The sequence below is a fragment of the Erythrobacter sp. K21-9 genome (assembly GCF_055808355.1).
The window spans coordinates 2,915,878-2,939,509 of record NZ_CM147866.1 but is presented as its reverse complement, the minus strand read 5'-3'; the positions used below and the strand labels follow the sequence as shown (position 1 = coordinate 2,939,509).

The following is a 23,632-nucleotide window of genomic DNA, read 5'->3' as shown; positions in this document are numbered from 1 at the left end:
GCTCTAGGTATCCAGTTCGAGGATTGCATCCGAACCGACCCGTAGAATGCGGTCTGCCAGATTCAGGCTCGCAGGTCGGTGAGTGATGATAATGACGGTGCGATCGCGCAGCGCCTCGATGCAATCTTCGACAAAAGCCGCCTCGCTATCAAGATCGTACATGCTCGTCGCCTCATCGAGGATGAGGATTGGTGGATCGCGGTAAAGGGCTCGCGCGAGCGCAATCCTCTGGCCTTGACCGCCCGACAACCTGATCCCGTAATCGCCGATCTCGGTATTCAGGCCGCGGGGCAGCCTTGCAATGAAATTTTCGGCCTGTGCGAGCTTCAGCGCGCGCGCGATCGCCTCGGTGTCGATTGTACCATCGGCAGACACATGCCCGAACGCGATATTCTCCTCGATCGTGCCATTGAACAGCAGCGGCCGTTGCGGAACGTAGCCGAATTGGCGGCGTAGCGCCTGAATTTGCAGGCTGGCAATATCTTTACCGTCAATTGTAATCCGCCCCGCTTGCGGTTCATAGTAGCGCAGCAAGAGCTTCACCAAGGTAGATTTTCCGACGCCGTTGTCGCCGGTCAGTGCGACAATTTCACCCTGTCGGATGGCCATGCTGACGCCTTCGAGGACGGGCGGGCGTCCTTCATACTGGAAATGCACATTTTCGAAGACGACCGCTCCCTCGGCCCGGCCCAACGGTTCGCCGCGCGCGTATCCCGGTTCAGGAGCCATATCGAGCACGCCTTCGAGCCGCGCGAGTGTACCGCGCGCGATCTGGAACCGGCCATAGAGGTCCGCTAAACCTCCGACCGGGCGCGTCAGCAATGCCGCGTACAACAGGAAAGCAAAGAGCTCTCCCGGATCGCGTTCCCCTCCGCCCAGATCTCCCGCACCGACAATCAGCATCGCGATGACCGCCAATGCCGCGACCAAAGCCACGACCGGCCCGATAAACGCGTTGATGCGCGCCTGCTCAAAGGAAAGCTTACGGGCTTCGTCGACCCTGGCCGCGTATTCCCCGCGATGGGTCTCTTCCGTGGCGAACGCCTTTATCGCGGAAAGCATCTTCAGATCGGTGTCGGCGGTTCTGAGAACCTCAGTTTCTGCCTTGCGCGCGCGTCTTGCCAGCACGCGAATACGGCGGCCGATCAGCTTCATAACTATGAAGAAGACTGGGATCAGCAAAGGTATGACCAACGCCATTGACGGGTCGATCAGGAACAGCAGTATGATTGCGCCGCCAGCCGTGAGCAACATGGAGGGCACATTGGCCAATGTTGATGCAAGAAAACTGCTGAGGTTGCCGACCTCGTAGGTCATCAAGGAAATGAGATCGCCGCCGCTGCGATGGTCGTGGAAATCCATCGGCATCAACTGCACATGTTCGTAGATATCCTGCCGAAGTTTTGCGAGAATACGCTGCGACGCGGCTCGACGAGATGATGGCTGACGTGATATTGAGAACCGTGAGAACCACGAGCGCGCCGATCAGCAATTCAATTGTCTGACCAAGCTCATTTTGATCGGGCTCGACGATGTCCCCCAGAAGCTGACCGGCCAGCCACGGGATTGCCAGTGTTGCTGCGGAGCTAAGCAGCGTTAGGCAGCTGATGAGTATCAGTTCAACGCTGAACTGCCGGGCGCGTTGCCACAGGAACTTCACCTTCATCTCGCGCTGCCAAGCAGGAACCGAGCGCCCACGCCAATCAATCGGCGGGTGTATAGGGCCGCGACGGGCCAGCGCTTGTTCAGAGGATAGCGTTCTCTGATAAAGGGCTTTCCGGGAAAAACCTGGTGCTTGATAACCGTCAACTTCGTCCGCCAATCCTGTGCCGCCTGCACGTCGGCTCTCAGCCGCTCGCTCGCTGACCGTGTCCTGAAATATACAGATATGGCATCGCCTTGCGCCGAGCTATCCGCCAGATCAATAGTCACTCGTTCTGGAGGCAACGTCCCGAGGGACCATCGTGCGAAGTCCAGTCCCGATTTGACAAGGTCCGCCGCTTTGCATTTCCGTGCGATAGCAGTCAGCATATCCCATTCTTCCGGTGTCAGGATCGAGGCGATGCGATCTAGGTCGACCGCCCAGATCAATCTGTCACCTTCGAACAACTTGCTATCCCCGACACGGTAGCCAAATGCTTCGTGCGATGCGCGATTGATGCAGATGTGTATGAAAGTGTCGACTGGCGCGGTTCCCCACGCGTTCGGTGAAAGGCGCGGCATCGTAATTGCTCGTTTGCGCGGGTGAGACAGCTCCAGCGCCTGCGAAACTGCCACGCTGCCGTTGATCATCCAATGAAGATCGACCTCGTGCGAAAAACCTGCATCGGTTGGGATTTGCCAGGATTCCTGAACCGCGTGGGAGCCTCCGGTCGGTTCGAAACCGAGCTGTGCAAGCACTTTGCGCACCGCTCTGCGAGAGCCTGTTTCAACAAGCAGGTCGCTGTCACCGCGGCGCCTGACTGCAGGATCGGCGTAGACGGAATAGGCAAGAGCGGAGCCCTTCATCAAAACCGACCGGTAGCCGGCATTATGCAGCGCCTCGACCAGCCGTGCCATCACGCGAGAATGGCTGACCTCCCACATCGCCTGCATCCTCGCTTCGTCTTGCACCGCCTCGATCAAACGATCGGGCCAACCCGCTAACGCAGAGGAGTCTTCGAAAAGCATCAATGCGATGCCGTGATATGAAATGCGAGCGGCCACGGCCTGGTCCGAAGAATTCAATTCTGCAGGCCATTTGGGCATACCGGAACCACGGATTACAGCGCGCACACAACTGGCTAGAAATTGGTCGATGGCCCCGGATTCTGTCATGCCCAGATTGCGCTTCATACATCCTGAAATAGCGAGGAAAGTGTGCGGTATCGCGATTGGGGCATCGATTGGCAAGCGGCCCACCGATGGTCTCTACCTGTCAGAGGCAATTTCGTGATTCTAGGCCCCATGCCCATTGACCCGCTTTGGCCATGCTGCAATGCAAAACTCAGTGAGAATGCGTAGAGGACGGCAAGAGTGAGCAGACCACGCAAAGGCATCATTTTGGCTGGTGGCTCAGGAACCCGGCTCTATCCTTTGACACGCGGCGTGTCGAAACAATTGATGCCGATCTATGACAAGCCGATGATCTATTATCCGCTCAGCACACTGATGCTGGCCGGCATTCAAGACATCCTGATAATCACCACGCCAGAAGATGCGGAACAATTCCAGCGCGTGCTGGGCGATGGATCGGATTTCGGCGTTTCGCTTGGATATGCAGTGCAGCCAAAGCCTGAGGGCCTGGCTCAGGCTTATCACATCGGTGCTGAATTTGTGCGGGGCGGCCCCAGTGCATTGGTCCTGGGTGACAACATCTTTTATGGGCACGGCCTGCCTCAAATCCTTCAAAGCGCCAATGAGAAATCTGCAGGCGCGAGCGTGTTCGCGTACCGCGTGACTGACCCCCAGTCGTTCGGTGTCGTTGAATTCGACAATGGTGGTACTGCAATCTCGATCGAGGAAAAGCCTGTTCAGCCCAAGTCGAATTATGCGGTCACGGGCCTTTATTTCTACGATGAGACTGTGGTGGACCGGGCGCGCGATCTCAAGCCTTCGCCGCGCGGGGAGCTCGAAATCACCGATCTCAACCGATTGTACCTGGATGAAGGATCGATGTCGGTCGAAATCATGGGCAGAGGCTATGCGTGGCTTGATACAGGAACGCATTCGTCACTGCTGGACGCGGCGACCTATGTCCGGATTACCGAGGAACGCCAGGGACTGAAAATTGCTTGCCCGGAGGAGATCGCCTGGCGGCAGGGCTTCATCGACGATGCGGAACTGGCCCGGATTGCAGAGCCGCTGCGAAAATCGGGTTACGGCGAATACCTGCTCGCACTCTTGGAATCCCCGGCAACGCCATGAAAATTATCGAATGTGCCATCCCCGGGCCATTGGTCATCGAGCCGCGCGTGTTCGGCGACGACCGCGGTTTTTTCATGGAAACGTGGAATGCGTCGGTGTTCGCGGATGCGGGACTCGACCTGGCCTTTGTACAAGACAATCATAGCAGGTCGCAAAAAGGCGTCCTTCGCGGGCTGCATTTCCAGAATCCCGAACCACAGGGAAAGCTGGTGAGGGTCACATCTGGTGCAGTGTTCGATGTCGCCGTCGATTTACGCCGGACGTCCGAGCATTTCGGTGAATGGATTGGTGTAGAATTATCGTCCGTAAACAAGCGTATGCTCTGGGTGCCTGAAGGTTTTGCCCACGGGTTCCTTACTCTCGAGGACGACACCGATTTCCTGTACAAATGCACGGCACCCTATGCTCCTCGAAACGAGCATACACTGGCTTGGGATGATCCGGCTGTCGGTATCGACTGGCCGCTCGAAGGTAGCCAGCCGATCATTTCGGGCAAGGACGGCGAGGGGCAGTGCCTTGCTGATGCGGCTTCGTTCGCATGAAAATCTTGATCACCGGTTCAGATGGTCAACTCGGCGGCGCGCTCCAGGCGACGGTGCCCGCCGGGAACGATATTACTGCGATCGACATCGCCGATTGCGATATCACCGATGAGAATTCGGTTGCCGCGCTCATAAAAAACAAAGCTCCCGATGTAGTCATCAATGCAGCGGCCTATACTGCCGTCGATAAGGCCGAAAGCAATGAAGGCGCAGCGCATGCCGTCAATGCCTCAGCAGTACAGTACATCGTAGGCGCGCTGGACCGAGAAGGGGGGCGGCTTGTTCAGGTTTCCACGGACTTCGTGTTTGATGGAGATGCCGTGAGCGCCTATCGGCCAGGCGCTCGCCGTGCGCCTTTGTCCGTCTATGGCCGGACCAAGGCGGAAGGTGAGGATGCGTTGCGACCGAAGGATCTGCTAGTACGTACAAGCTGGGTTTATGAAGCGGGCGGTGCAAATTTTGTGAGGACGATGCTCCGCCTTATGAAAGACCGCGATGAGCTTGGCATTGTTGCAGATCAGATCGGCTGTCCCACATGGGCGACGAGTTTGGCGAATGTCCTTTGGGGGCTAATTGCGAAAGAAAAGAGCGGGGCGTATCACTTTAGCGATGCCGGCGTTGCCAGCTGGTATGATTTCGCTGTGGCGATTGCGGAGGAAGCCTTAGCGCTTGGCATGCTCGAAACCATCCCGGACATACGCCCTATAGAGTCAGGGCAATATCCAACTCCCGCGCGCCGCCCAAAATTTTCGTTATTGGATTGCAGCGAAACGCACGCGGCGCTCGGCACCGCACCAACGCACTGGCGAAAAAATCTGCGGCTGATGCTGCAACAGGAAAAAGCACTTGGCTAATCTTCTCGTAACTGGCGGCGCCGGTTTTATCGGCGGCAATTTCGTTCACTATTGGAGCAAGGAGCATCCAGACGACGCGCTGATCGTGCTCGACGCTCTAACCTATGCGGGCAACCGCTCGACCATAGCGGACGTCGAACAGGCGGAACTTGTCGAAGGCGACATCCGGGATACGCAGCTGGTTGAAAAGCTTCTGCGCGAACGCGGAATAGAGACGATCGTCCATTTCGCAGCCGAGAGCCATGTCGACCGCTCGATCACTGGACCCGACGCATTCATCGATACCAATATTCTGGGAACGAACAGTCTGCTGAAGGCTGCGCGCGCAGTATGGCTCGACGGCGATGGAGTCCCTCACCGGTTTCATCACATCTCGACCGATGAGGTTTACGGTTCGCTCGAACCGGACGATCCCGCTTTTAGCGAGACGACGGCCTATGCGCCGAATTCGCCCTATTCAGCTTCAAAGGCGTCCTCGGATCACTTGGTCAGGGCATATCATCATACTTTCGGCCTGAACGTCACCACGAGCAATTGTTCGAACAATTACGGGCCATATCAATACCCTGAAAAGCTCATCCCGCTATTCTTGCTCAACGCCTTGTCGGGTAAACCGCTGCCCATTTACGGCGATGGAATGAATGTCCGTGACTGGCTGCATGTGGAAGATCATTGCCGCGGTATCGATGCGTGTCTGGCTCGCGGTAAGCAGGGCGAGACTTACAATATCGGCGGCGGTGCCGAGCTTCCCAATATGGAGGTTATCGATGCGATTTGCCGCGAGGTCGATCTAGCGTTCGAGGTGGTATCCGGCCTTGACGAAAGATATCCTGATGCGCCCGCAGCAACTGGAAAACGGAGCGATAGTCTCAAGACCTATGTGACGGACCGCGCTGGTCATGATCGTCGTTACGCAATCGATGAGACCAAGGCCCGAGAGGAGCTGGACTATCGCCCCAGCCATGGATTTGACGAGGGTCTTCGTCAGACATTGCATTGGTATCTCGACAATGAGGCTTGGTGGAAAGCACTTCAGACATGACCTTTGATCGTTCCGACTTCTGCGTAATCGCGGCGGTTGACAGCGATTATGTACTGGAAAACTGCCTTGCTGCGTCCCCGGACATTGTGAGCGGCGATCTGCCGCTCACGGCGATACGGGACTCACGCAGCATGGCCGAGGCCTATAATGCTGGCCTTACCAAGACGGATGAACGTATCTGCATTTTCGCTCACCAGGATGTTTACCTGCCTGCGGGCTGGTTGGATCTTGCGGTGGAGCAGTTGAACCGCCTCGAAGAAGCTAGTCCTGATTGGATGGTGGCCGGATCATATGGTGTCCGCAAGGATGGGACACACATTGGGAGGGTTTGGGACGTAAATATGGGTAAAGAGCTTGGCGAACGCGGTTTCTCACCTGCTGCAGTTGAGTCTCTCGATGAGCTTTTGCTGATACTCAAGCGCCCGGCGGACTTCGAATTCGACAGGGATCTTCCGCATTTTCATCTTTACGGCACCGATCTCGTGCAAACCGTGTGGGATCGTGGCCGCAGTGCTTGGGCGGTCGAGCTACCTGTCGTACACAATAACCGCCCTTACTCGTCATTGGGCGGCGGATATGTGAAGGGCTACAAGTTCGCGCGCCGCAAATGGCGGCATCGCTTGCCGATATACACCACGATTTGCGAAATTAGCTACAATCCACTGCCGCTTTGGCGAGTGCGCTGGCGCCGCCGCAATGTCGCCCAACGGCCAGAAAAGTTGTTAGCGCAGGCTCAGGAAGTCGCGCGCGACGCTGGATACGAAAACGTGGTCGAGGGAGCATAATGCAGGCGCTTCTCTTACTGGGGATGCACCGGTCCTATACGTCTCTTGTCGCGCGTTGGCTGAACGAATGCGGTGTCGATATGGGTGGAGAATTGCTCCCCGACGGTGTCGGCAACACCGACGGTCATTTCGAGGACATGGATTTTTTCGAATTGCACAGACGCGCGCTCAGGTCAGCCGATCTCCCAGACAACGGGATGGTCGACCTTGAGCACCCTCGTTTCGATAAATGCCGATATGACCAATTGACCATCTCTGGCCCGCATCGCGACGATGCGGAGACTTTGCTTGAAACAAAATGCAAACCATCCGGCGAACCGTTCGGCTGGAAAGAACCAAGAACGTGTCTTTTTCTTCCGTTCTATCGCGAAAGGCTCGATTGCCGATCGATTGTGCTTTTTCGTTCCTATCAGGAGGTGGTTGGCTCGTTGGTTTCGCGTGAACCTCTGGCCATCAAGGAATTCAAGTATTCTGGATTGAAGCGCCCGCTATTCTGGCTGAAGAAGAATGAGATCCTGGCAAGAACCGCAGCACTAAAGGACGGTTTTCTGGACGCATGGATATTCTACAATTCCTGCCTGCTCGATCACATAGAGCAATCCAGTCCTGCGAATGTGATGGTCCATGATCTGCGGAGCCTTGCGCAAAATTCTTCTGCGATGATAACACGGCTGCGCGAATGGGGTCTTCATGTTGCAGACAAGCCATTCGAAGATATCATCCGCGGCTTGTCAAACCGCGAACCGCTACAATTCGATGCCGTTCGAACTCGGCGGGCCGATGCGATTACCGAGCGGTTTCAATCGCTCATCAAGCGAAATTGAAACTGGCATGTGGCAAAGATTAAGACGAAACATGGGTTGGTCTCTGACTTCCCTCGCGTTCGTCGCGGTCACTGGCTTTGCGAGCACATATTTCAACGCTCGATCCTTGGGCGTTGAAGGGCTCGGTTCATACGTAACCGTCCTCGCGCTCTCGCTCATGCTGGAAGTGTTGGCAGGTATGCAGTGCTGGCAGGCCGTCCTTGCCCTACCCGACAAGGGGGAGGATGAGGCCCGCATTTTCGGCGCTGCCTTGGCCATGAACCTGACGAGCGGGGTCGTGGCCGTTTGTGTCGGTTTGGCAGTCGCTTTTGCACTTCAACTGGAGGGGGGATGGGTGGTCTATCTCCATTTGGCGACACTGGTGCTTCGCGTGCCCGAACCGGCGACTGGGATATTGAGGAGAAGAGACCAGTTCGATTTCATCGCCATCGCGCGCATGGTAACTGCTTCGTTATCGGTCCTCACAGCTTTCACGCTTTGGCGTCTTGAGGCGGAACTCGAAAGCTACATCATGATGTCGGCTTTGATCCAGGTAGCATCTGCCGGCATGTTACTGAGCCGCGGAATTCACGCTTGCAAACCCGCTTGGCCAAGCGCGCGCGAACTCAAGCGCGTTGTCGGTTTCAGCCTGCCAACGGGCGGCTCCGGAGCAATCGGGGCAATGCGGACGCACGGTATTGTGCTCTTGTTGAGCGCCATCGCCGGGCCGGTCGCCGTCGGACTTTATGCGGTCGCAGATCGGATCGCTTCGGTGATGCAAATGGTCTATCGCGCTGGCTTCGAGGCTGTGTTTCGCGAAATCAATGGCGCGAAAAAGCCACTCGAACTTATCGTGAAGTTTGCACTAGCCTGCCTTGTTATTGCTGCTGGAGCCTGTGCGTTTGTACTTGTGTTTGGCGAGATCCTGGTGGTGCTGGTTGCTGGGGAGCAATTCGCACCGGCTTCGGCGATACTCTTGCTACTCGTCCTCGCGGCTGGTGCTCCGCTCGTGACTCTGGGACTTCGAGCTTGGATAATCATCGAGATTGGCCCGCGCACGATGTTCGTATGCAATCTGATCGCGCTGACGTCGCTGGCTATGGCTCCTTGGCTGATATCGAACTTCGACGCTGCCGGCGCTGCATTTGCGCAACTGGCATTCGAAATGTTCTGGATTGGTGCGGCATTGACGATAGCCGTACGTTCTCGGAAGCTTTTCCGACAGCCACGGACCAGTCCATAGTTGGATCGTCGGCGTTCAGGCACTGCACAGCAAATCATAGCGCTGCTGCCGCCTCTGCGTTTGCGCGGTCATCCGCGAGGGTTGCCGCGTGAGCCACTTCATCAATGACGAAAACCCGGCGCACGGTTCCGACCATGCCGGTTGCGCCGCGCCCGATACGAAGCTGTGTGCGCGCGGACATATCAAGCCCCTCCATCCGAACGACGACTTCGCCTGCCTGATGTAGTGCCTGATATAGCAGGTCGCGGTTGGCGGTCAGAACGCCGTCAACGTAAACGTCCGCCTGATGGCCTGCGCCCGTCTGGCCCTGACCGTATTGCACCGGAGCCGAACCAGCATTGTCGCTCACCAGAGAGCCAATCGTGCTGGCATCGTCTTTGGTAAAGGCCATGATGACCGTGAAGGTCGTGCCTGCCGACATATCCTGCCGCACCTGATCGCCGTTATCGAAGGTCGCACCGCCAGCGCCAATAGCCGGTTGCTGCGAGCCGGTTGCGTTGAAGTGATCGTTATCGTTGTCGCTCGCGTCTTGCAGAATCCCAAGTTCCGGGATTGGTCGCATTGGTGTAGTCGTGATAGCTGGATTGCGAGGGCGCGTAGGCGTTCATCGCGGCCAGCAGATCGCCCTCTGGATCGGCGCTGCCGCTGCCCGGATCGAACTCTGTCGCCACTGCCGCAACGCCGCCAGGAGCTGCGAAAGCCAAGTAGGTGTTTCGGTCTGCATCAAGAGGCAATGCCGGGGCAAATCCCGAGGTCAGCAAATCGCCTGCTGGCGTGTAATCCCCGCCCGCCGCGTCAGCAAACAGGGTGGTTTCATCGCCGCCCTTGGCGACTAAACTGGAGCCGGGAGGTGTGGCCGCACCATCGTAGAGGTGCAGGTTCTTGACCACGAGATTCGCCATCGCTCCTGCGTCAAAGGCCATTGATGGCAGGACATTATTCGAGAACAGGCAATAGGCGTCCGAAACTGCGCCCGTCGCATTGCGGACCTGAAAGCGCTGATCGACGAATGAATTCCCGGCGATCACCACATGGCTGTGCGCCGTGTTGCTGCGCCCCCATTGCGAAGCCGCCACGGCGCTGTCAAAGTTGGGATCGGCTACCGGGGTCGTGTGGAATACATTGCCGAGGAACAGCATGTCCCTTTCGGTGCCGCTAAACTCGGGCGACAGGAATATGCACTGCGTCTGCGCCTGGCGAAGCTGGTTGAAGAACACGATGACGTTCTCGAAATCGCCTGCATCGTGCTGATAGAAATCGCCGTGCTTGTCGAAGTGCGATTGGATCTCCAACACCGATGCCTTGAAGTCGGTTGCGCCGAAACCTTGCCCCCTATCACCCGCCAGAGAGCCGGTTGCAGCGCGCCGGTCCTCCGCGAGCAGAAGGCTTGCGGTTACATCGGGCAGGGTATTGAGCCAATCGACCACGTCCTGAAACCAGTATCCGTCTCCCAGCGCGCCGGTGAAAAAATCCTCGCTGCCGTTCCCGACGTCGAAGGTGTAGGTGGTCGCCCCGATAGTGACGGTGTAAACGCCGCCGCCACTGCCTTCGGTTCCGCCGCTGCGCTCAATCGTCGCCGTGGTTTCGGAGCCGGTATATTGGACGTCGATTGCTGGAAAATCGGTGTTCCAAATGTTGTTGTCGTGGTCCCCGAAGTCCGATTGCGTCACACAGAATGAGTTGCTCACAACGTCCTGCCCAATGTCGCGGGCAAAGCAGCCGCGCACCAGGCTGGCCGAGACGAACGACGTGTCGATCTCGCTGATATCGCACTCGGTGAAATAGGCGCGGCCTGCGACGGCGCGCGTTGTCGGGCGAGTGCCCCCGCGAAACAGTTCTTCTTTTCTATCGGGCGCGGTGTTGGTGAAGGTGATCCCGTCGAGCCAGTGATTGTGCTCATTGCCAGCAGCGGTCAGCAATCCGGTCGAATAGCGATGATCGAGCGTAAAGCCGTTGCCGCCGATCAAGTGCAGCTTCATTCGGTTCGGCGCAATACCCGCTGCCGCGTCTGTGGCGTAGCTGGTCTTGCCGAGAGAGACGCCCGCGACGCCCGCGCGGATATTGCAGTAGCCATCCGCATCCCAAGCATTGGTGGATTGGTCGCCAATGTCATACTTGCCCGCCTCTGTGATCGTGATCAGCGGGTTTTGGGCGCTCTGCTGCTTGGCGTAGGTTCCTGCCGCAAGGATGCTTTGATAGCGCGTCCCGGCAATCTCCGGCTGCGATGGGGCGACCTCAAGCTGCTGGTCGTATAGCTCATCGACCGGCGAATAGATGTAAGGGCCAAGCACCCGGCTTTGCATGGTCGCATCGCGCGGGACTGCCTCGATATACAGATGGCCAGCACCGACCGTGCCAATGAGTTTTCGAAGCTGCGCCCACCATCCAAAATAGGTGCGCGGCCCCGATTGCGTCTGGATTGTGTGCCACTTCGGCGAAGTGACCTCGGCGCTGCTACCCTCGAAGTGATAGACAACCTTTTCGATCCCGAAGGTGTTGAACAGGTCGCCGCCATCATTCGCAGCCGCCATGACACCCACGTCCTGCGCAAATGTGAAATGCTGGTTTGGCGGCGTGATGAGCCGCACAGCAGGTTTGGCCGTGGTGCGGGTCGGATCGGACGGCGTGGTCGAAAAGCCGCTGCCTGCCGTGCCGTCATATGTGAACGTAGGGGCTAGATACACACCATTGGTTGCGTGGGGATTTCTAGCCGCATTACTTGCGGTGACAACTCCCAATCCGAGCCACGGCATTAGGTAAGGCCGATCAGATCAGAAGCGGTCGTACCGCTCGCGCGCACGGCACGCAGGCGGACGGCGAGAACGCTGCCCGCGGCCACGTTGCGGAAGACGACGTCGGATTCATTGTCGATTGCTCTTGCAACCAAATCGCCGCCGGAGCCGATGTAAATAGCCTTGGTCGCGCTCGGCAGATCGGCGCCATCCGCCGGAGTGATTGCGAACGCCGCTTTGGCAGGAGCGATAATGCTTTCGCCCACAGATTCAAATGGATCGAATGTCATCTCTTTACCTCGTATCTAGTTGAGGTGAGGGTGATAACCCTTTAGATAACTTGTAGGAAAGTCATTTAACCAAAAAGGTTATAACAGCACAGATCTGCCCATGTCCTCCATTTAAGCCAGGCAAAAGAGTTCAGCATCGCCAGTCAGCCTCTTTTTCGCTGCAGATCGAGCGAATATTGCTTGGATCAGACTGCCGGGGAGGATAGGTTCTGACGCATGGCTACTCGGCTCCGCCAACCTCCAATTTTGCCAAATTTGGAAATTGATCGTCACTCTCCAACCGAGATGTGGACGATCTGGCTTGCTGTGTTGCTCGGCTACCTTTTGCTAGCACCGCCGCAGCTCAATGTTGCAATCGGTGGATCGGTCCTGCCGCCCTATCGATTGTTTCTTCTGCCCGCGACGATATTTGTCGTTCAGCGTGCGGTACGTGGGCAAATGCGTATCGAATGGCCAGACTTAGCGATGGTCGGGGCGACTTTCTGGATTGCCCTATCACTCTTCATTACGACCGACGCATCTGAAGCAATCACCAGCGCGATTGCGCAAATCTGCGACATCGGGCTTGCTTATTTTTTTGGCCGGGCCGTCATTAGGACGCCTCGCGATTTGCGTGTCTTCCTGATCCTGTTGGCGCCAGGACTGTTTGCGATGGGGGCGATCATCGCAGTAGAATCACTAACGAAAACCCATATCTACCAACCGCTCTTTTCAGCGATTGCAGGAGCTCCGTCCATTCAGGAGACGCCCGTCAGGCTTGGCCTGATGAGGGCGAAAGGATCATTTCCGCATTCGATCCTTGCTGGGATCTTTCTGGCCAGCTTCTTGCCACTGTATGCCCTGTCCGGTTTGCGTGGTTGGCCGCCTATTTTGGGCTGCGTTGCCGCCATCTGCAGCTTTTTCACCATAAGTTCAGCGGCATTGATCGGGCTTGCGGCAGGCTTGGGACTAGTGATCTACAACTGGTTGAGTGAACGATACCAGCAAGTGCGCTGGCGAATATTCCTAATGGTCTCAGGTTTGATATTCTTCGCCCTCGAATTCGGCACGCAGTCAGGCGCCTTCAGTTTGATCATGCGCTATGCTTCACTCAGTCCTCACAATGCCTATTACAGATTGCTAATCTGGCGCTTCGGCAGCGAGAATGTCGAGAAGAACCCATGGTTCGGAATTGGCTATGCGGACTGGGACCGGCCAGCATGGATGGCCAAATCGATCGATCACTATTGGCTTCTGTTGGCCATCCAATTCGGCGTAATTCCGCCGTTGCTTATTGCATTGGCGACGATCATCGCGCTCGTCACCTTGTCTCGCAGCAGTGTAAAACTTCGCTTGGCCGACCGGCGGTTGGTGCGGGCGGTCCTGATTGCGCTCGGAGTGTTTGCGATCGGGATAGTTTCGGTGTCGATTTGGCTGTCGGCACAAGTGTGGTTCTTCATGCTGTTGGGTATTACCGTCAGCCTGGGCCAATTCGCGAAACCGATTGCGGCTTCGTTTGTGCCGACACCTTCGGTATTCCATGGCCGCGATGATCGGCCCCCATTGCCGACCCCAAATGCAGCGCTTCGACAGGAGTAATTCTTCATGCCTTCGGTTAAATCCTACTTGCGCCAACTTCGGTCCGAAGGGAAATTCGTGGGTCCCCTGAACCTGCTTGCCAAGGCGAACTACCAGCGCGTGAACATGCGAGATTTCTTCAATCGCGCTTCTCTCCAGCAAAACCTTGCGGAACTTCGTCGAAACGATGATCTGAACGCGCAGGTTAGTTTCGCGATGAATGCCGCACAGGGCTTTCTTCGGCCGATGCAAAATCGGCATGAGATCGGACAGCTAATGTCACTTGTCCGGGACCGCGGACCAAAACGTATTCTGGAAATTGGCACGGCCCGCGGCGGAACGTTGTTTCTTTTCAGCCAGAATGCTTCCGCTGATGCGACGATCGTAAGCCTTGACCTCCCGTTCGGGATAAATGGTGGCGGGTATCCTGATTGGAAAATCCCGATTTACGAATCCTTCGCGCAGCCCGATCAAAAACTGATCCTGATCAGAGGCGATTCACATAGCGAAGAAAGCAAGGCCGAGGTCATCAGGAGGGCAGGTGAGGCGCCCTTCGATCTGATAATGATAGATGCGGATCACCGGTACGAAGGCGTGAAACGTGATTTCGAGCTCTACGCACCGCTCATCGCCGATGACGGTATCATAGTCATGCATGATGTACTGCCCAATCGCTTCGACGCCGAAATTCAGGTTGATCGCTTCTGGGAAGAGGTCAAACAACGCTTCGATACCGAAGAGATCGTAGAAGACGCCAATCAAGGAAACATGGGAATTGGTATAGTGCGCAATTACCACCAATCGGCCTGAATTCTCGACCAGACAATCAGGCCAAGATCAGCGGCGGCGCAAGATGATCTTGGCGAGAGCGATGGCTGCTTCGCGGAGTGAACGCAGAGGGTGCAGCAAGAGCTGATCCGCAACGGTTGCGAGGCTTCCGGTTGGCTTCAGAAATACCGAAGGTGCAATCGCGAAATTCTCGATCACGTCAGAATCACTCAAACGTCGCCCCTTGATACGGTTAGTGACGTTTTCGCCATGAACGACCTGCAACCAGGTCGGCTCGGTAACAATCTGTGCAACACAAAATCGGTTTGCCAGCTCGGTGTGCGGCGCAGCCCAAATCGTTCGAGGGGACTCGCTCGATTCCACAAGCGATGTGAAGGGATTGCTTTCATCGGCTGCGGAATAGAGGCGGCCTTCGCACAAGGCGATCCCGTCACGAAAATTTATGATGGTTTCATCTGGCAAGCTGGCTGCTTCGGATTGCACCCGCGCGAGAAAATCTTTCGAGACCGCATCGTCATTATCAAGCCGCGTGGTGACAATTCGGCTTGATCCGCCAGTGAGCCGCACGCTCACATGTTTCGCCGCTTCGTTGCTCCGAAACACGTCGACGAAGATTGGTTCAAATTGTACTGCTCGCCGGGCACTTTCAATCCGTTCGCGAAATTCGAACGGTGTGCCCTTGTCGAAATATATGAGCCATTGGAAATTCGCGGTCGATTGGGAGGCCATGCTCGGCAGACAGTATTGCTCGAACAGGTCGAATCGCCGATTTAGCCACCCGGGGGCATTGCGAATAGGTGCCTCGCGGCCTGGGCTTGCGATGTTGAACCGAGTGAGAACGAAATGCTGCAACGCGGCTTCCTTAAGGCTTCATGCCGGAAAGGCGCGTCATCAAGCCGCGTTCACAATCGTAGCCATAAATCCACAAACGAGGGTTGATTGCTACAGGACGATAGCCTGCTGCAAGCTTGGCAAGCCTGTCGCTTGACCAACCGAACATTTGGCCCACTCCGAAACGTGCGGCGGCAGCTGACCAGATGAGCACTATGGCTGCCAATGTCCGCGGCGGCGACCAGTGTTTTCGAACGAACTGCATCGTGCCGGCTGCGCGGTAAAGCGAACGCATCGGGGAAAGGCTGTTGCCATGCGCAATGGCGTGATGCGCGCGCGCGTCGGCTATTTGCCAGAATTCATGCCCTGATTGCGCTAGACGATAGAACAAATCGACTTCTTCGCAATAGAGGAAAAAACTCTCGTCAAAACCGCCGGCTTGGTCCCAGGCTTTGCGGCTGAACATTACGAACCCGCCCGATAGCAAGGTGGTCTGCTCATCCTTCCGTCCGACTTTCGATAGCCTTGTTCCCGCCCGTGAACGTCCTGCGGCTCGCCGTGGCAAATTCCAATATCGACGGCATTGGAATTGCGTTTCCGGTATCGGGCTCACCATCAGCAGTGACGGTAACTCCGCCCCAGGCACTCGCATGCGGATGGCGCCGCGCACCTTTTATCAAGGCATCGATGGATCCGGGCTTCAGGTACATGTCCGGGTTGAGGAGCAGCAGAAATGATCCCTCGGCGCGGCGTGCTAAGAGATTATTGCCGCGTGCGAAGCCGATATTTCCCTCGCTCGGGACCAGTTTGACCTGAGGAAAGTTGGAACGCACAAAGCCTTCCGTATCGTCCTCACCATTGTCGACGAGCAGGATTTCGTAGTCATTAATCACGGATTGGCTAGTGACAGCATCCAGGCACCGTTCGATGCAGCCGCGCGAATTGTAGGCGACTATCATTATGCTCAATTCGGGGCGGGGGTGCTGCATTCTGTTCGGTCAGATCCGGTTTCGTCTGGGGTTGCGGTAAAGGATGGTCAGTCAGGTGTTGCCCAGAGAGCATGATCACGGCTTGTCATGAGAATTGTCTGGAACTGTCGTCCCGCGTCCAGACCTGGCCGCGACCTCGCCAACGGTTCCAAGCGGCCAGCATTCGCGCTGCAGACTTCATGGCTGCAAACACCAACAGGTCGATCGGTGCAATTCCAGCCTTGAGCGCGGCACCGACCCCGCTAGGCTTTGGGGAATTAGCCGGAAAAGGGCTGGGATATCGTCGACTGACTTCGGCGTTGCCGTTTCTGCGGCGCGCTTCGACCCGGATCTGCTCGATCGCCTGGCGTGGTGGGTGGACGATTGTAAATACCGGCTGTCCGATGGCATTCTCGGCTATGTAGCGCTTCTGATCTTCCGGGAAACGCGAATGAATCCAGATGTCGTCGGCGATGATGGTGGGAAAGGCTCCAATATGCTGTGACGCTTCGCGGGACAGACCATAGCAGCCCGCGCCGCCTTTTCCTTCCTTCGCGTATGGTTGCTTCATCCATGCCCGGTAATAGGCTTTGACCAACCAATTCGATTTGGACAAATCCATTCTGATCGCGGGCGCAGCAGTCATCACACCGGGTTTTTCCAAGGCGTCGGCAAGCGCTTCCAGAGCAACGAAACTGCACTCGACATCAGCATCGAGAACCATCCGGGGGAAATGCGCGGCGACGCGATTGCCTTCGTTTATGGCTATGGTCTTTGAACCATATTCGAGCTCGATGATTGTCGCATCGGGCGCTGCGGTGCGGGCAACAGCTGCCGTTTGGTCGGTACAGCCATTCGCCGCCACAACGACTTCCATTCGATGGTCTGCCGGTGCGTCCTTCAGGATACTACGAAGACACCGGGCAATGACGGCCTCCTCATTATGTGCAGGAATGATGACTGAAAAAGCTGGCGATTGAGCCACGTCTTCCTATTCCTTTAGCGGGGCGGGGAGCCAATAAGTCGTTTTGAGACAGTCGTCGAGCAGCGTGCGTCTGGAGGGGGAAGGGGACGCCTGCGAATTGCGTACCGCACTGCTCTCAGAACAGCTACGCGCGGTCCTCTCGTTCTCCATATCGATAATAGCGATATTGGTAATCATATGTTTGGCCTGCTTCGAGAGCCCGGTATTTGGAAAGAACCACACCCAGAACTTGACCGCCAGTGCTGCGTATCCGGCGCAAGGCAGTTTTCGCCTCACCGAAGTGCACTCGATTGGCTTCCATGACAAAGATCGTTCCATCGACCAGCCGCGATAGCATAGGTGCATCGGCCAAACCGAGGACCGGCGGCGAATCGAAGATGATCAGCGAATAGTCCTCGCGTTGTGCGGCAATGAAATCGCGGAGCTGTGATGACGCCAGCAATTCTGTCGGGTTCGATGGAAGCTCGCCGATTGGCAGTATCTCGAGGTTGTCATGAACGCCCTTGATGACGGCGGACTGAAGGTCCGTATGTCCAAGCAATACTTCGACCAAGCCTGCTTTAGGGCGTTCGATATCTAGCAGCCTAGCAACAGAAGGGCGCCGCAGGTCGGCGTCGACGAGCAAGGTCTTTCGCCCAAGGCTGGCAAACAGCTCGGCCAGGATGACTGCCGTTGTCGATTTACCCTCGGATTCCTGGCTGCTGGTCAGCTGGATCACGTTTCGGTCGCGCGGCAATGCAAAATCGATTGTCGTCCTGATTGATGCATAAGCCTCCATCAGTGCGCCGAAGTGATTGCTCCCTTCATAATCGATATCTTTCTCTTCCACGTAAGGCGTGTGGCCGAGCAGGGGCAGGCCGAGCCGGTCTTCGATATCGTCAAGCGTGCGCACGCGGTCATCAAGGGTCTCGCGTAAGACGGCGAGACAACCGGCCAAGGCTATGCCGAATACAATTGCCATCGACATATTTCGGATCAGGCTTGGTTCGTAGGGGGAGCTTGGAACCACTGCAGAATCGAGTGGGTTAATCGTGCCGGTCTGTACATTTGTGGCTGTGCTGACCTGATTGTAGCGATTGAGCAGCGCTTGCAGTTGATCACGCAATGCCTGGGCTTCGCGTTCCAAGACGCTGTATTCGACCTGTTGGTCCTGCTCCGCCAACGTATCGCCTGTGGCCGAATTAAGCTCGCTTAGCAGCGCCTGTTCCTGATTACGGGCAACGACAAATTCATTCCTCACGGTCGCCTTGATATTCGCACTCGTCTGAGCGATCTGCCGGTCAAGAGTTTCAATTTGCGCCAGCAGGTTTGCGATTTGAGGGAATTCATCGTTATAGCGCTGGCGAAGTTCAATGAGTTCGGTTTGCTTGTCAGTTCGCTGCGCCGTCAGGCCTTGCAATACGGAGTTGTTTTGCACTTCAGGCAGCTGGTCTGCCGGGAGGTTTGCAATTGAGCGCCACCGTTGTTCGGCTTGAATTCTGGCTGCAGTGGCAGCTGCGGCGCGCGCATTGATACTCGCGAGGTTGCTTGATGTGAGCGTCACGCCCCCTTCGCCGTCTTCGCCTGCAGAGGGTTGCACTATGATCCCGCTGCTGCGCGCATACGCGTTTGCAGCCTGCTCTGCATCTTCGAGCCGCGCGCGTGTTAGATCGATCTGCTCCCTAAGGTATTCCTGCGCGTATTCGTTGTTCGCAAGGGTAGCCTGCGTGTCCGTGGCTACAAACGCATCCGAATAGGCATTGGCTAATTCAGCGGCCAGCAACGGGTTGTCTGACCGGTATCCGATCGAAATGATCCAGTTGTTGACCGGAACCTCCGAAGTTACCGATCCGTGCAGAATGGAGGCAGCCATATTCTGTTTGGCCTGAATCCAGGCCTCATCGCTCATGTTGGCGGGCCGCCGCTCGTCAATGTCGCGACCTAGCAGGTCATAGCGCTCGCCAAGGTTGAGGTCTTCTGCCACCGTCTCTGCCAACCGGCGGCTGGTTATGATGCCGACATATGTAGCCAGAAGTTCGTAGACCTGGTTCGATGCGACACCTCGATCGACATCCTGACCTTCCACAATGTTAGCACCATATGGCTCGATCCGGACGGTCGCCCGGGCCTCGTACATCGGAGTGGCCAGCAGGGTAAGGATCAGCCCGGCGATCGTAGCGGCAAGCACCACACCCGCCACCAGCCACCGCTGCCGGAAAATGAGCCCTCGGATCGCCGCGACATTGATGAGCCGGGCCTGTGGTTGGTGCGGAACCAACTGATTGTCGGGCATGTAGACATCTAGCCAGTTGCCCCGTCCGTTGGGCTCTGGCGCGTGGATCATCGAGCGATCGTTCATTGGACCGGTCAGAAATTACTGGGGTTGGCGAAGATCCCGAAAGCCGGCAGCGCACGGAGGAAATCCTGCCAGAACACCGACAACCCGTCCGTTCCGATGACAACTCGATCATTCGGTTCGAGTACCGGATCGAGCATGGTTCCCTGACTCATCTGCTGGTAATCGAACTTTGCGACGGAGATACCGCCCTGGGTCTCACGAAAGACCGCCACTTGTTCGGTATCCGCTGTTCGTGTCGGGCCACGGGCCATGGCAATAGCGGAGGATAGCCGTGCGCCCGGCTGGAAAGGGTAGACACCTGGAGTTTCAACTGCACCCTCGACCGTCACGAGATGCGAAGCGTACTCCGCGATATTGACGCTAACCGTCGGCGATCGAAGCCCGGCACCTGCAAGTCGCTGCGTCACATCCTCTTCGAATTGCTTTGCCGTCATGCCGGCTGCGCGAACCGAACCGATTAGCGGCAATGAAACGTTGCCTTCGACACCGATCTGAACCGCATCCATCGAAAAATCAGGTTCGCGAAAGACATTGACGGAAACTTTGTCGGATGGTCGGAGCAAATAGACGTCAGGTCGTGCATAACTGAAGCTCTGCTGTCCGAGATCGCTGCGTGCTTGAGTGGAGGCCGCTCCGATGACCGGCTCGGGCGTCGATGCACATCCGGCGATCGATATGGCCATAATTGCAAGAAGGCCTTGCCCTGCATGGCCTTTGAATTCGATGAATTTCAAGCAACCCTCCCAAAGTAGGTGTTTCCGCTTAACCCTTCGCGTTCTGCAGTGCAACACGACTTGTCCACGTTTTGACACACAAGAGCGCAGAATAGAGCGCGACGAATGGAGGCGTCCTTGCGGCATTGTGCCTGATGTCATTGCGCCGGGTTGCAGGTTGGTCTTTTCGCATTATCCAGAGCGATGAAGGCATTCGCCTTTGCGGCTGATTACCGTGATTTGGGGAGCTGACACATCATGTTGAGCGGCGTCACGAGCTTGAGCCTTTTTGCCAGCGGGTTTTACCTGTTGGTGATAGTCGCACTGTCCACTGCGATCGCCGCCTCTGTTCGCAATGGCCAGCGCAGTTGGCATTGGCGAAGCTGGCTTGGTTTGGCGGCCCTATTTGCCGTGCTTCTTGCAATGCGCCTTTTCGACATCGAAGATCTCTTGCGCGACAGCTTTCGTGACGCGATGCGTTCACAGGAGACCTATGACACGCGCAGAGATTTCCAGCGTACCGCTGGCGGCGATTGCAGTCGCACTCGGTGGCTTTGCAGGCTTCCTTTACTTCTTCCGCACTGCCCATTCCATCGCAGGTCGCCGCAACATAGCAGTTGCAGTGGCATTGGGCGGGGGCGCCGCCATGCTGTTCCTGGTTGCTTTGAGATTGATTTCGCTGAGCCCGGTCGATGGCCTGCTCTACGGGCCGCTCAAGCTCAACTGGATAGCAGACATCGGCCTGAGCGCGCTTGTCGCGGCTAGTGCGCTTTATTACGTCAAGATCGTCATTTCAACGCGCCCGCCTCGTGGGCTTGGTCAATAATCTGCGCGATCCGGCGGCTTGCATTGCCATCGCCATAAGGATTGTGGGCCTTCGCCATCTGCGAGTACGCATCGGAGTCATTCAGCAGGTGCTCGGTCTCCATGACTATCGAGGCGCGATCGGCGCCGACCAACTTCGCCGTGCCGGTACCGAAATGCCTTCGGGCCTTTCAGTGGTATCGCGCATGACCAAGACAGGCTTGCCAAGACTGGGTGCCTCTTCCTGGATGCCGCCTGAATCCGTCAGCACGATGTCACATGCTTCGAGCATGGCAACGAAACCAAGATAGTCGAGCGGCTCGATGAGCGCGATGTTGCTGCAGGTTGAAAGGGCCGGACGCATAACATCCACCACATTCGGATTGGGATGCATCGGGTAGATGATCGCCGTATCGTCGCGCTGCGCAAGCTCGCGGAGAGCCGCTGCAATCTGCTTCATGCCGCTGCCGAAGTTTTCTCGCCGATGCGCAGTGACTGCGATGAGTTGCTTACCGGAAAAACGGTTCTTGAGGCTCTCCACTTGCGGGGCCCGCGAAGGATCCTCGCGGATCTTCGACTGCGCGTCAAAAAGTGCGTCGATCACCGTGTTACCGGTCACATGAATGGCATCAGCGGGAATGTTTTCGGCCCGCAAGGCGTTCGCTGCATTCTGTGTAGGAGCGAAATGAAGATCGGCTATCGTGCCGGTGACCTTGCGGTTAACCTCCTCGGGCCATGGTGAATAAATGTCACCAGACCGCAATCCCGCTTCGACATGTCCTACCGGGATGCGCCGAAAATAGCATGCGAGGGTTGCCATCATTGTTGTCAAGGTGTCGCCGTGCACCAGCACCCGGTCCGGCTGCTGATCATCCAGAGCGCTACCGAAGCGGGTGATGATCCTTGCTGAAAGTGCATCGAGGCTTTGCTCGGGTTGCATCAGGTCGAGGTCTATGTCCGCTTCGATATCAGCAATTTCGAGAACCTGATCGAGCATCTCGCGGTGCTGCGCGGTGACTGCGACCCGAACGTCGTATCGATCGAAATCTCGCAGTGCATTTACGACCGGAAACATCTTGATCGCTTCCGGACGCGTTCCAAAGGTCACCAAAATGCGCGGACGTCGCGCGCTCTTGCTCATCTGTTGAGCATTCCGCGCGTGTCGAACGTCACCTTGCCGGCCAAATCGCCGACCGTGAGGTGTTTGAAACCGGTGTGATCGACGAGCACCACGACTACTTCTGCTGCATCCAATGCCACGTCAAGCTGCACAAGCATTGCTCCGCAATCACTCAATCCGTACCGGAAGTTGTTCTGCAAAAGGCTCCACCACAAGCAACCGTTGGCCGAATTCGTCGGCGAGATTCTCTGCAATTTGAAGAGCCGGGCTCTCGCGGAAATCGTCGATATCCGGCTTGAAGGCGAGACCGAGCAGCGCGACTTTGCAATCGGGCGCGCTTTCCATGATCGCGCGAATGCGATTCTCGGTGTGGGCTGCCTTGCTGTCATTGACGTTGCGAGCAGTCCGCACGAGACGCGCAGCCTCAGGAGCCCCGGCGACGAGGAACCACGGGTCGACTGCAATGCAATGCCCACCCACACCCGGACCTGGCTGGAGTATATTCACCCTGGGGTGGCGGTTGGCGAGCCGGATCACATCCCACACATTTACGCCGATCTCGTCGGCAATCATCGATAATTCATTGGCGAAGGCGATATTGACGTCTCGAAAGCTGTTTTCAACCAGCTTTACGGTTTCGGCTATTCGCGCATTGGTGGTCAGGCAATCGCCTTGAACGAAGCTTGTGTAGAGCGCGGCGGCGCGCTCCGCACATGCCGGTGTGATGCCGCCTATGACCCGGTCGTTTGCTACCAGCTCGTGAACGATCTTCCCCGGCAAAACACGCTCGGGGCAGTAGGCCAGCGCGATATCGCCGCCGTTCTTGTCGCCGAATTTCGGGATGTTCAGATCAGGTCGCATATCAGCGATAATTTCAGCGACTTTTTCGGTCGTCCCCACCGGAGAGGTACTTTCCACGATGACGCATGCACCAGGAAGAATTTTCGGGGCGATAGAGCGAGCCGCAGCTTCGACAAATGCTATATCCGGCGAATTGTCGGAGCGAAGCGGTGTCGGCACCGCAATCATGTAGAAATGCGCTGTCGGGACCGTCGTTGACGCAGTAAGACGTACCGGTATCAGCTGCCTCCCGGACCAATCGATCGAGATCACGCTCTTCGATATGAACGCGGCCAGCATTAACAGTCTCGACAATCTTCTGGGAAAGATCGACGCCGCACACATTCCAGCCGTAGCTGGCAAGCACGGCGGATGTTGGCAGGCCGATATACCCGAGACCTATCACGGCGATCTGATGATCGGGTGCAGGTTGATAAGCGGCATCCGGACCGAATGCTGCCAGAGTGTCAAAGGGTGCGTTCATCAGCTC

The 23,632-nt window shown here is 56.7% G+C and carries 21 protein-coding genes and 2 pseudogenes; 10 read left to right on the top strand and 13 right to left on the bottom strand.

Features of this window, described 5'->3' with window-relative positions; translation table 11 throughout:
• Positions 1–3: 3 nt before the first annotated feature.
• Together AC0L39_RS15115 and AC0L39_RS15110 are read right to left on the bottom strand one after the other, a co-directional pair.
• Entirely contained in the window at positions 4–1,368 is a 1,365-nt protein-coding gene (locus AC0L39_RS15115; RefSeq protein ID WP_473262418.1) for an ABC transporter ATP-binding protein, read from the bottom strand.
• A 294-nt stretch (positions 1,369–1,662) separates the two neighbouring features.
• Positions 1,663–2,670: a nucleotidyltransferase family protein gene (locus tag AC0L39_RS15110; protein ID WP_473259097.1), complete on the bottom strand. Its 1,008-nt coding sequence runs from the start codon at positions 2,668–2,670 to the stop codon at positions 1,663–1,665.
• Between the two features lie 372 nt (positions 2,671–3,042).
• Between AC0L39_RS15110 and rfbA the strand changes: the two genes are divergently transcribed.
• Genes rfbA through AC0L39_RS15075 form a run of 7 tightly spaced genes read left to right on the top strand, consistent with a single transcriptional unit; the run spans position 3,043 to position 9,175 of the window.
• Positions 3,043–3,906, top strand: a complete 864-nt coding sequence (rfbA, locus tag AC0L39_RS15105; RefSeq protein WP_473262417.1) for a glucose-1-phosphate thymidylyltransferase RfbA — start codon at positions 3,043–3,045, stop codon at positions 3,904–3,906.
• Positions 3,903–4,448, top strand: coding sequence for a dTDP-4-dehydrorhamnose 3,5-epimerase (gene rfbC / locus AC0L39_RS15100; protein ID WP_473259095.1), 546 nt, complete (start codon positions 3,903–3,905; stop codon positions 4,446–4,448). Before rfbA ends, rfbC begins: the two co-directional genes overlap by 4 nt.
• Entirely contained in the window at positions 4,445–5,302 is an 858-nt protein-coding gene (rfbD, locus tag AC0L39_RS15095) for a dTDP-4-dehydrorhamnose reductase (protein WP_473259093.1), read from the top strand. The genes rfbC and rfbD overlap by 4 nt, the downstream gene beginning before the upstream one ends.
• On the top strand, positions 5,295–6,344 hold the full coding sequence (gene rfbB, locus AC0L39_RS15090) for a dTDP-glucose 4,6-dehydratase (RefSeq protein ID WP_473259092.1): 1,050 nt from the start codon (positions 5,295–5,297) through the stop codon (positions 6,342–6,344). The genes rfbD and rfbB overlap by 8 nt, the downstream gene beginning before the upstream one ends.
• A complete protein-coding gene (locus AC0L39_RS15085) occupies positions 6,341–7,129 on the top strand; it encodes a glycosyltransferase (RefSeq protein ID WP_473259090.1) in 789 nt (262 codons plus the stop codon). The genes rfbB and AC0L39_RS15085 overlap by 4 nt, the downstream gene beginning before the upstream one ends.
• Positions 7,129–7,953: a hypothetical protein gene (locus tag AC0L39_RS15080; protein ID WP_473259088.1), complete on the top strand. Its 825-nt coding sequence runs from the start codon at positions 7,129–7,131 to the stop codon at positions 7,951–7,953. Before AC0L39_RS15085 ends, AC0L39_RS15080 begins: the two co-directional genes overlap by 1 nt.
• Positions 7,886–9,175 (top strand): lipopolysaccharide biosynthesis protein, encoded by a 1,290-nt coding sequence (locus tag AC0L39_RS15075; protein WP_473259086.1) that lies wholly within the window; start codon positions 7,886–7,888, stop codon positions 9,173–9,175. The genes AC0L39_RS15080 and AC0L39_RS15075 overlap by 68 nt, the downstream gene beginning before the upstream one ends.
• A 34-nt stretch (positions 9,176–9,209) precedes the next feature.
• Here the strand turns inward: AC0L39_RS15075 and AC0L39_RS15070 are convergent, their stop codons facing one another.
• From AC0L39_RS15070 to AC0L39_RS15060, 3 genes are all read right to left on the bottom strand, one after another.
• Entirely contained in the window at positions 9,210–9,737 is a 528-nt protein-coding gene (locus tag AC0L39_RS15070; protein WP_473259084.1) for a hypothetical protein, read from the bottom strand.
• On the bottom strand, positions 9,685–11,859 hold the full coding sequence (locus AC0L39_RS15065) for a hypothetical protein (protein WP_473259083.1): 2,175 nt from the start codon (positions 11,857–11,859) through the stop codon (positions 9,685–9,687). The genes AC0L39_RS15070 and AC0L39_RS15065 overlap by 53 nt, the downstream gene beginning before the upstream one ends.
• Positions 11,860–11,927: 68 nt before the next feature.
• Positions 11,928–12,197, bottom strand: coding sequence for a spike base protein, RCAP_Rcc01079 family (locus AC0L39_RS15060; protein ID WP_473259081.1), 270 nt, complete (start codon positions 12,195–12,197; stop codon positions 11,928–11,930).
• A gap of 216 nt (positions 12,198–12,413) precedes the next feature.
• On the opposite strand from AC0L39_RS15060, the gene AC0L39_RS15055 reads away from it, so the two are divergent.
• Both AC0L39_RS15055 and AC0L39_RS15050 read left to right on the top strand, forming a co-directional pair.
• Entirely contained in the window at positions 12,414–13,775 is a 1,362-nt protein-coding gene (locus AC0L39_RS15055; protein WP_473259079.1) for an O-antigen ligase family protein, read from the top strand.
• Between the two features lie 57 nt (positions 13,776–13,832).
• Entirely contained in the window at positions 13,833–14,564 is a 732-nt protein-coding gene (locus AC0L39_RS15050) for an O-methyltransferase (protein WP_473259077.1), read from the top strand.
• Between the two features lie 27 nt (positions 14,565–14,591).
• Here the strand turns inward: AC0L39_RS15050 and AC0L39_RS15045 are convergent, their stop codons facing one another.
• From AC0L39_RS15045 to AC0L39_RS15020, 6 genes are all read right to left on the bottom strand, one after another.
• Entirely contained in the window at positions 14,592–15,395 is an 804-nt protein-coding gene (locus tag AC0L39_RS15045) for a glycosyltransferase (RefSeq protein ID WP_473259076.1), read from the bottom strand.
• A gap of 10 nt (positions 15,396–15,405) precedes the next feature.
• A complete protein-coding gene (locus tag AC0L39_RS15040; RefSeq protein WP_473259075.1) occupies positions 15,406–15,840 on the bottom strand; it encodes a glycosyltransferase family 2 protein in 435 nt (144 codons plus the stop codon).
• Between the two features lie 31 nt (positions 15,841–15,871).
• Entirely contained in the window at positions 15,872–16,333 is a 462-nt protein-coding gene (locus AC0L39_RS15035; protein ID WP_473259073.1) for a glycosyltransferase, read from the bottom strand.
• 115 nt (positions 16,334–16,448) lie between these two features.
• Positions 16,449–17,327, bottom strand: coding sequence for a glycosyltransferase family 2 protein (locus AC0L39_RS15030; protein ID WP_473259071.1), 879 nt, complete (start codon positions 17,325–17,327; stop codon positions 16,449–16,451).
• Positions 17,328–17,451: 124 nt separating this feature from the next.
• Positions 17,452–19,665, bottom strand: coding sequence for a GumC family protein (locus tag AC0L39_RS15025; RefSeq protein ID WP_473259070.1), 2,214 nt, complete (start codon positions 19,663–19,665; stop codon positions 17,452–17,454).
• An 8-nt stretch (positions 19,666–19,673) separates the two neighbouring features.
• A complete protein-coding gene (locus AC0L39_RS15020) occupies positions 19,674–20,399 on the bottom strand; it encodes a polysaccharide biosynthesis/export family protein (RefSeq protein WP_473259069.1) in 726 nt (241 codons plus the stop codon).
• Positions 20,400–20,871: 472 nt separating this feature from the next.
• Between AC0L39_RS15020 and AC0L39_RS15015 the strand changes: the two genes are divergently transcribed.
• Positions 20,872–21,204, top strand: coding sequence for a hypothetical protein (locus AC0L39_RS15015; RefSeq protein WP_473259067.1), 333 nt, complete (start codon positions 20,872–20,874; stop codon positions 21,202–21,204).
• On the opposite strand, the pseudogene wecB reads toward AC0L39_RS15015, so the two are convergent.
• Both wecB and wecC read right to left on the bottom strand, forming a co-directional pair.
• Positions 21,167–22,323, bottom strand: a pseudogene (gene wecB, locus AC0L39_RS15010) (non-hydrolyzing UDP-N-acetylglucosamine 2-epimerase). The gene AC0L39_RS15015 and the pseudogene wecB sit on opposite strands and share 38 nt — an antisense overlap.
• Positions 22,320–23,626 (bottom strand): annotated as a pseudogene (gene wecC, locus AC0L39_RS15005) (UDP-N-acetyl-D-mannosamine dehydrogenase). Before wecC ends, wecB begins: the two co-directional pseudogenes overlap by 4 nt.
• Positions 23,627–23,632 lie beyond the last annotated feature (6 nt).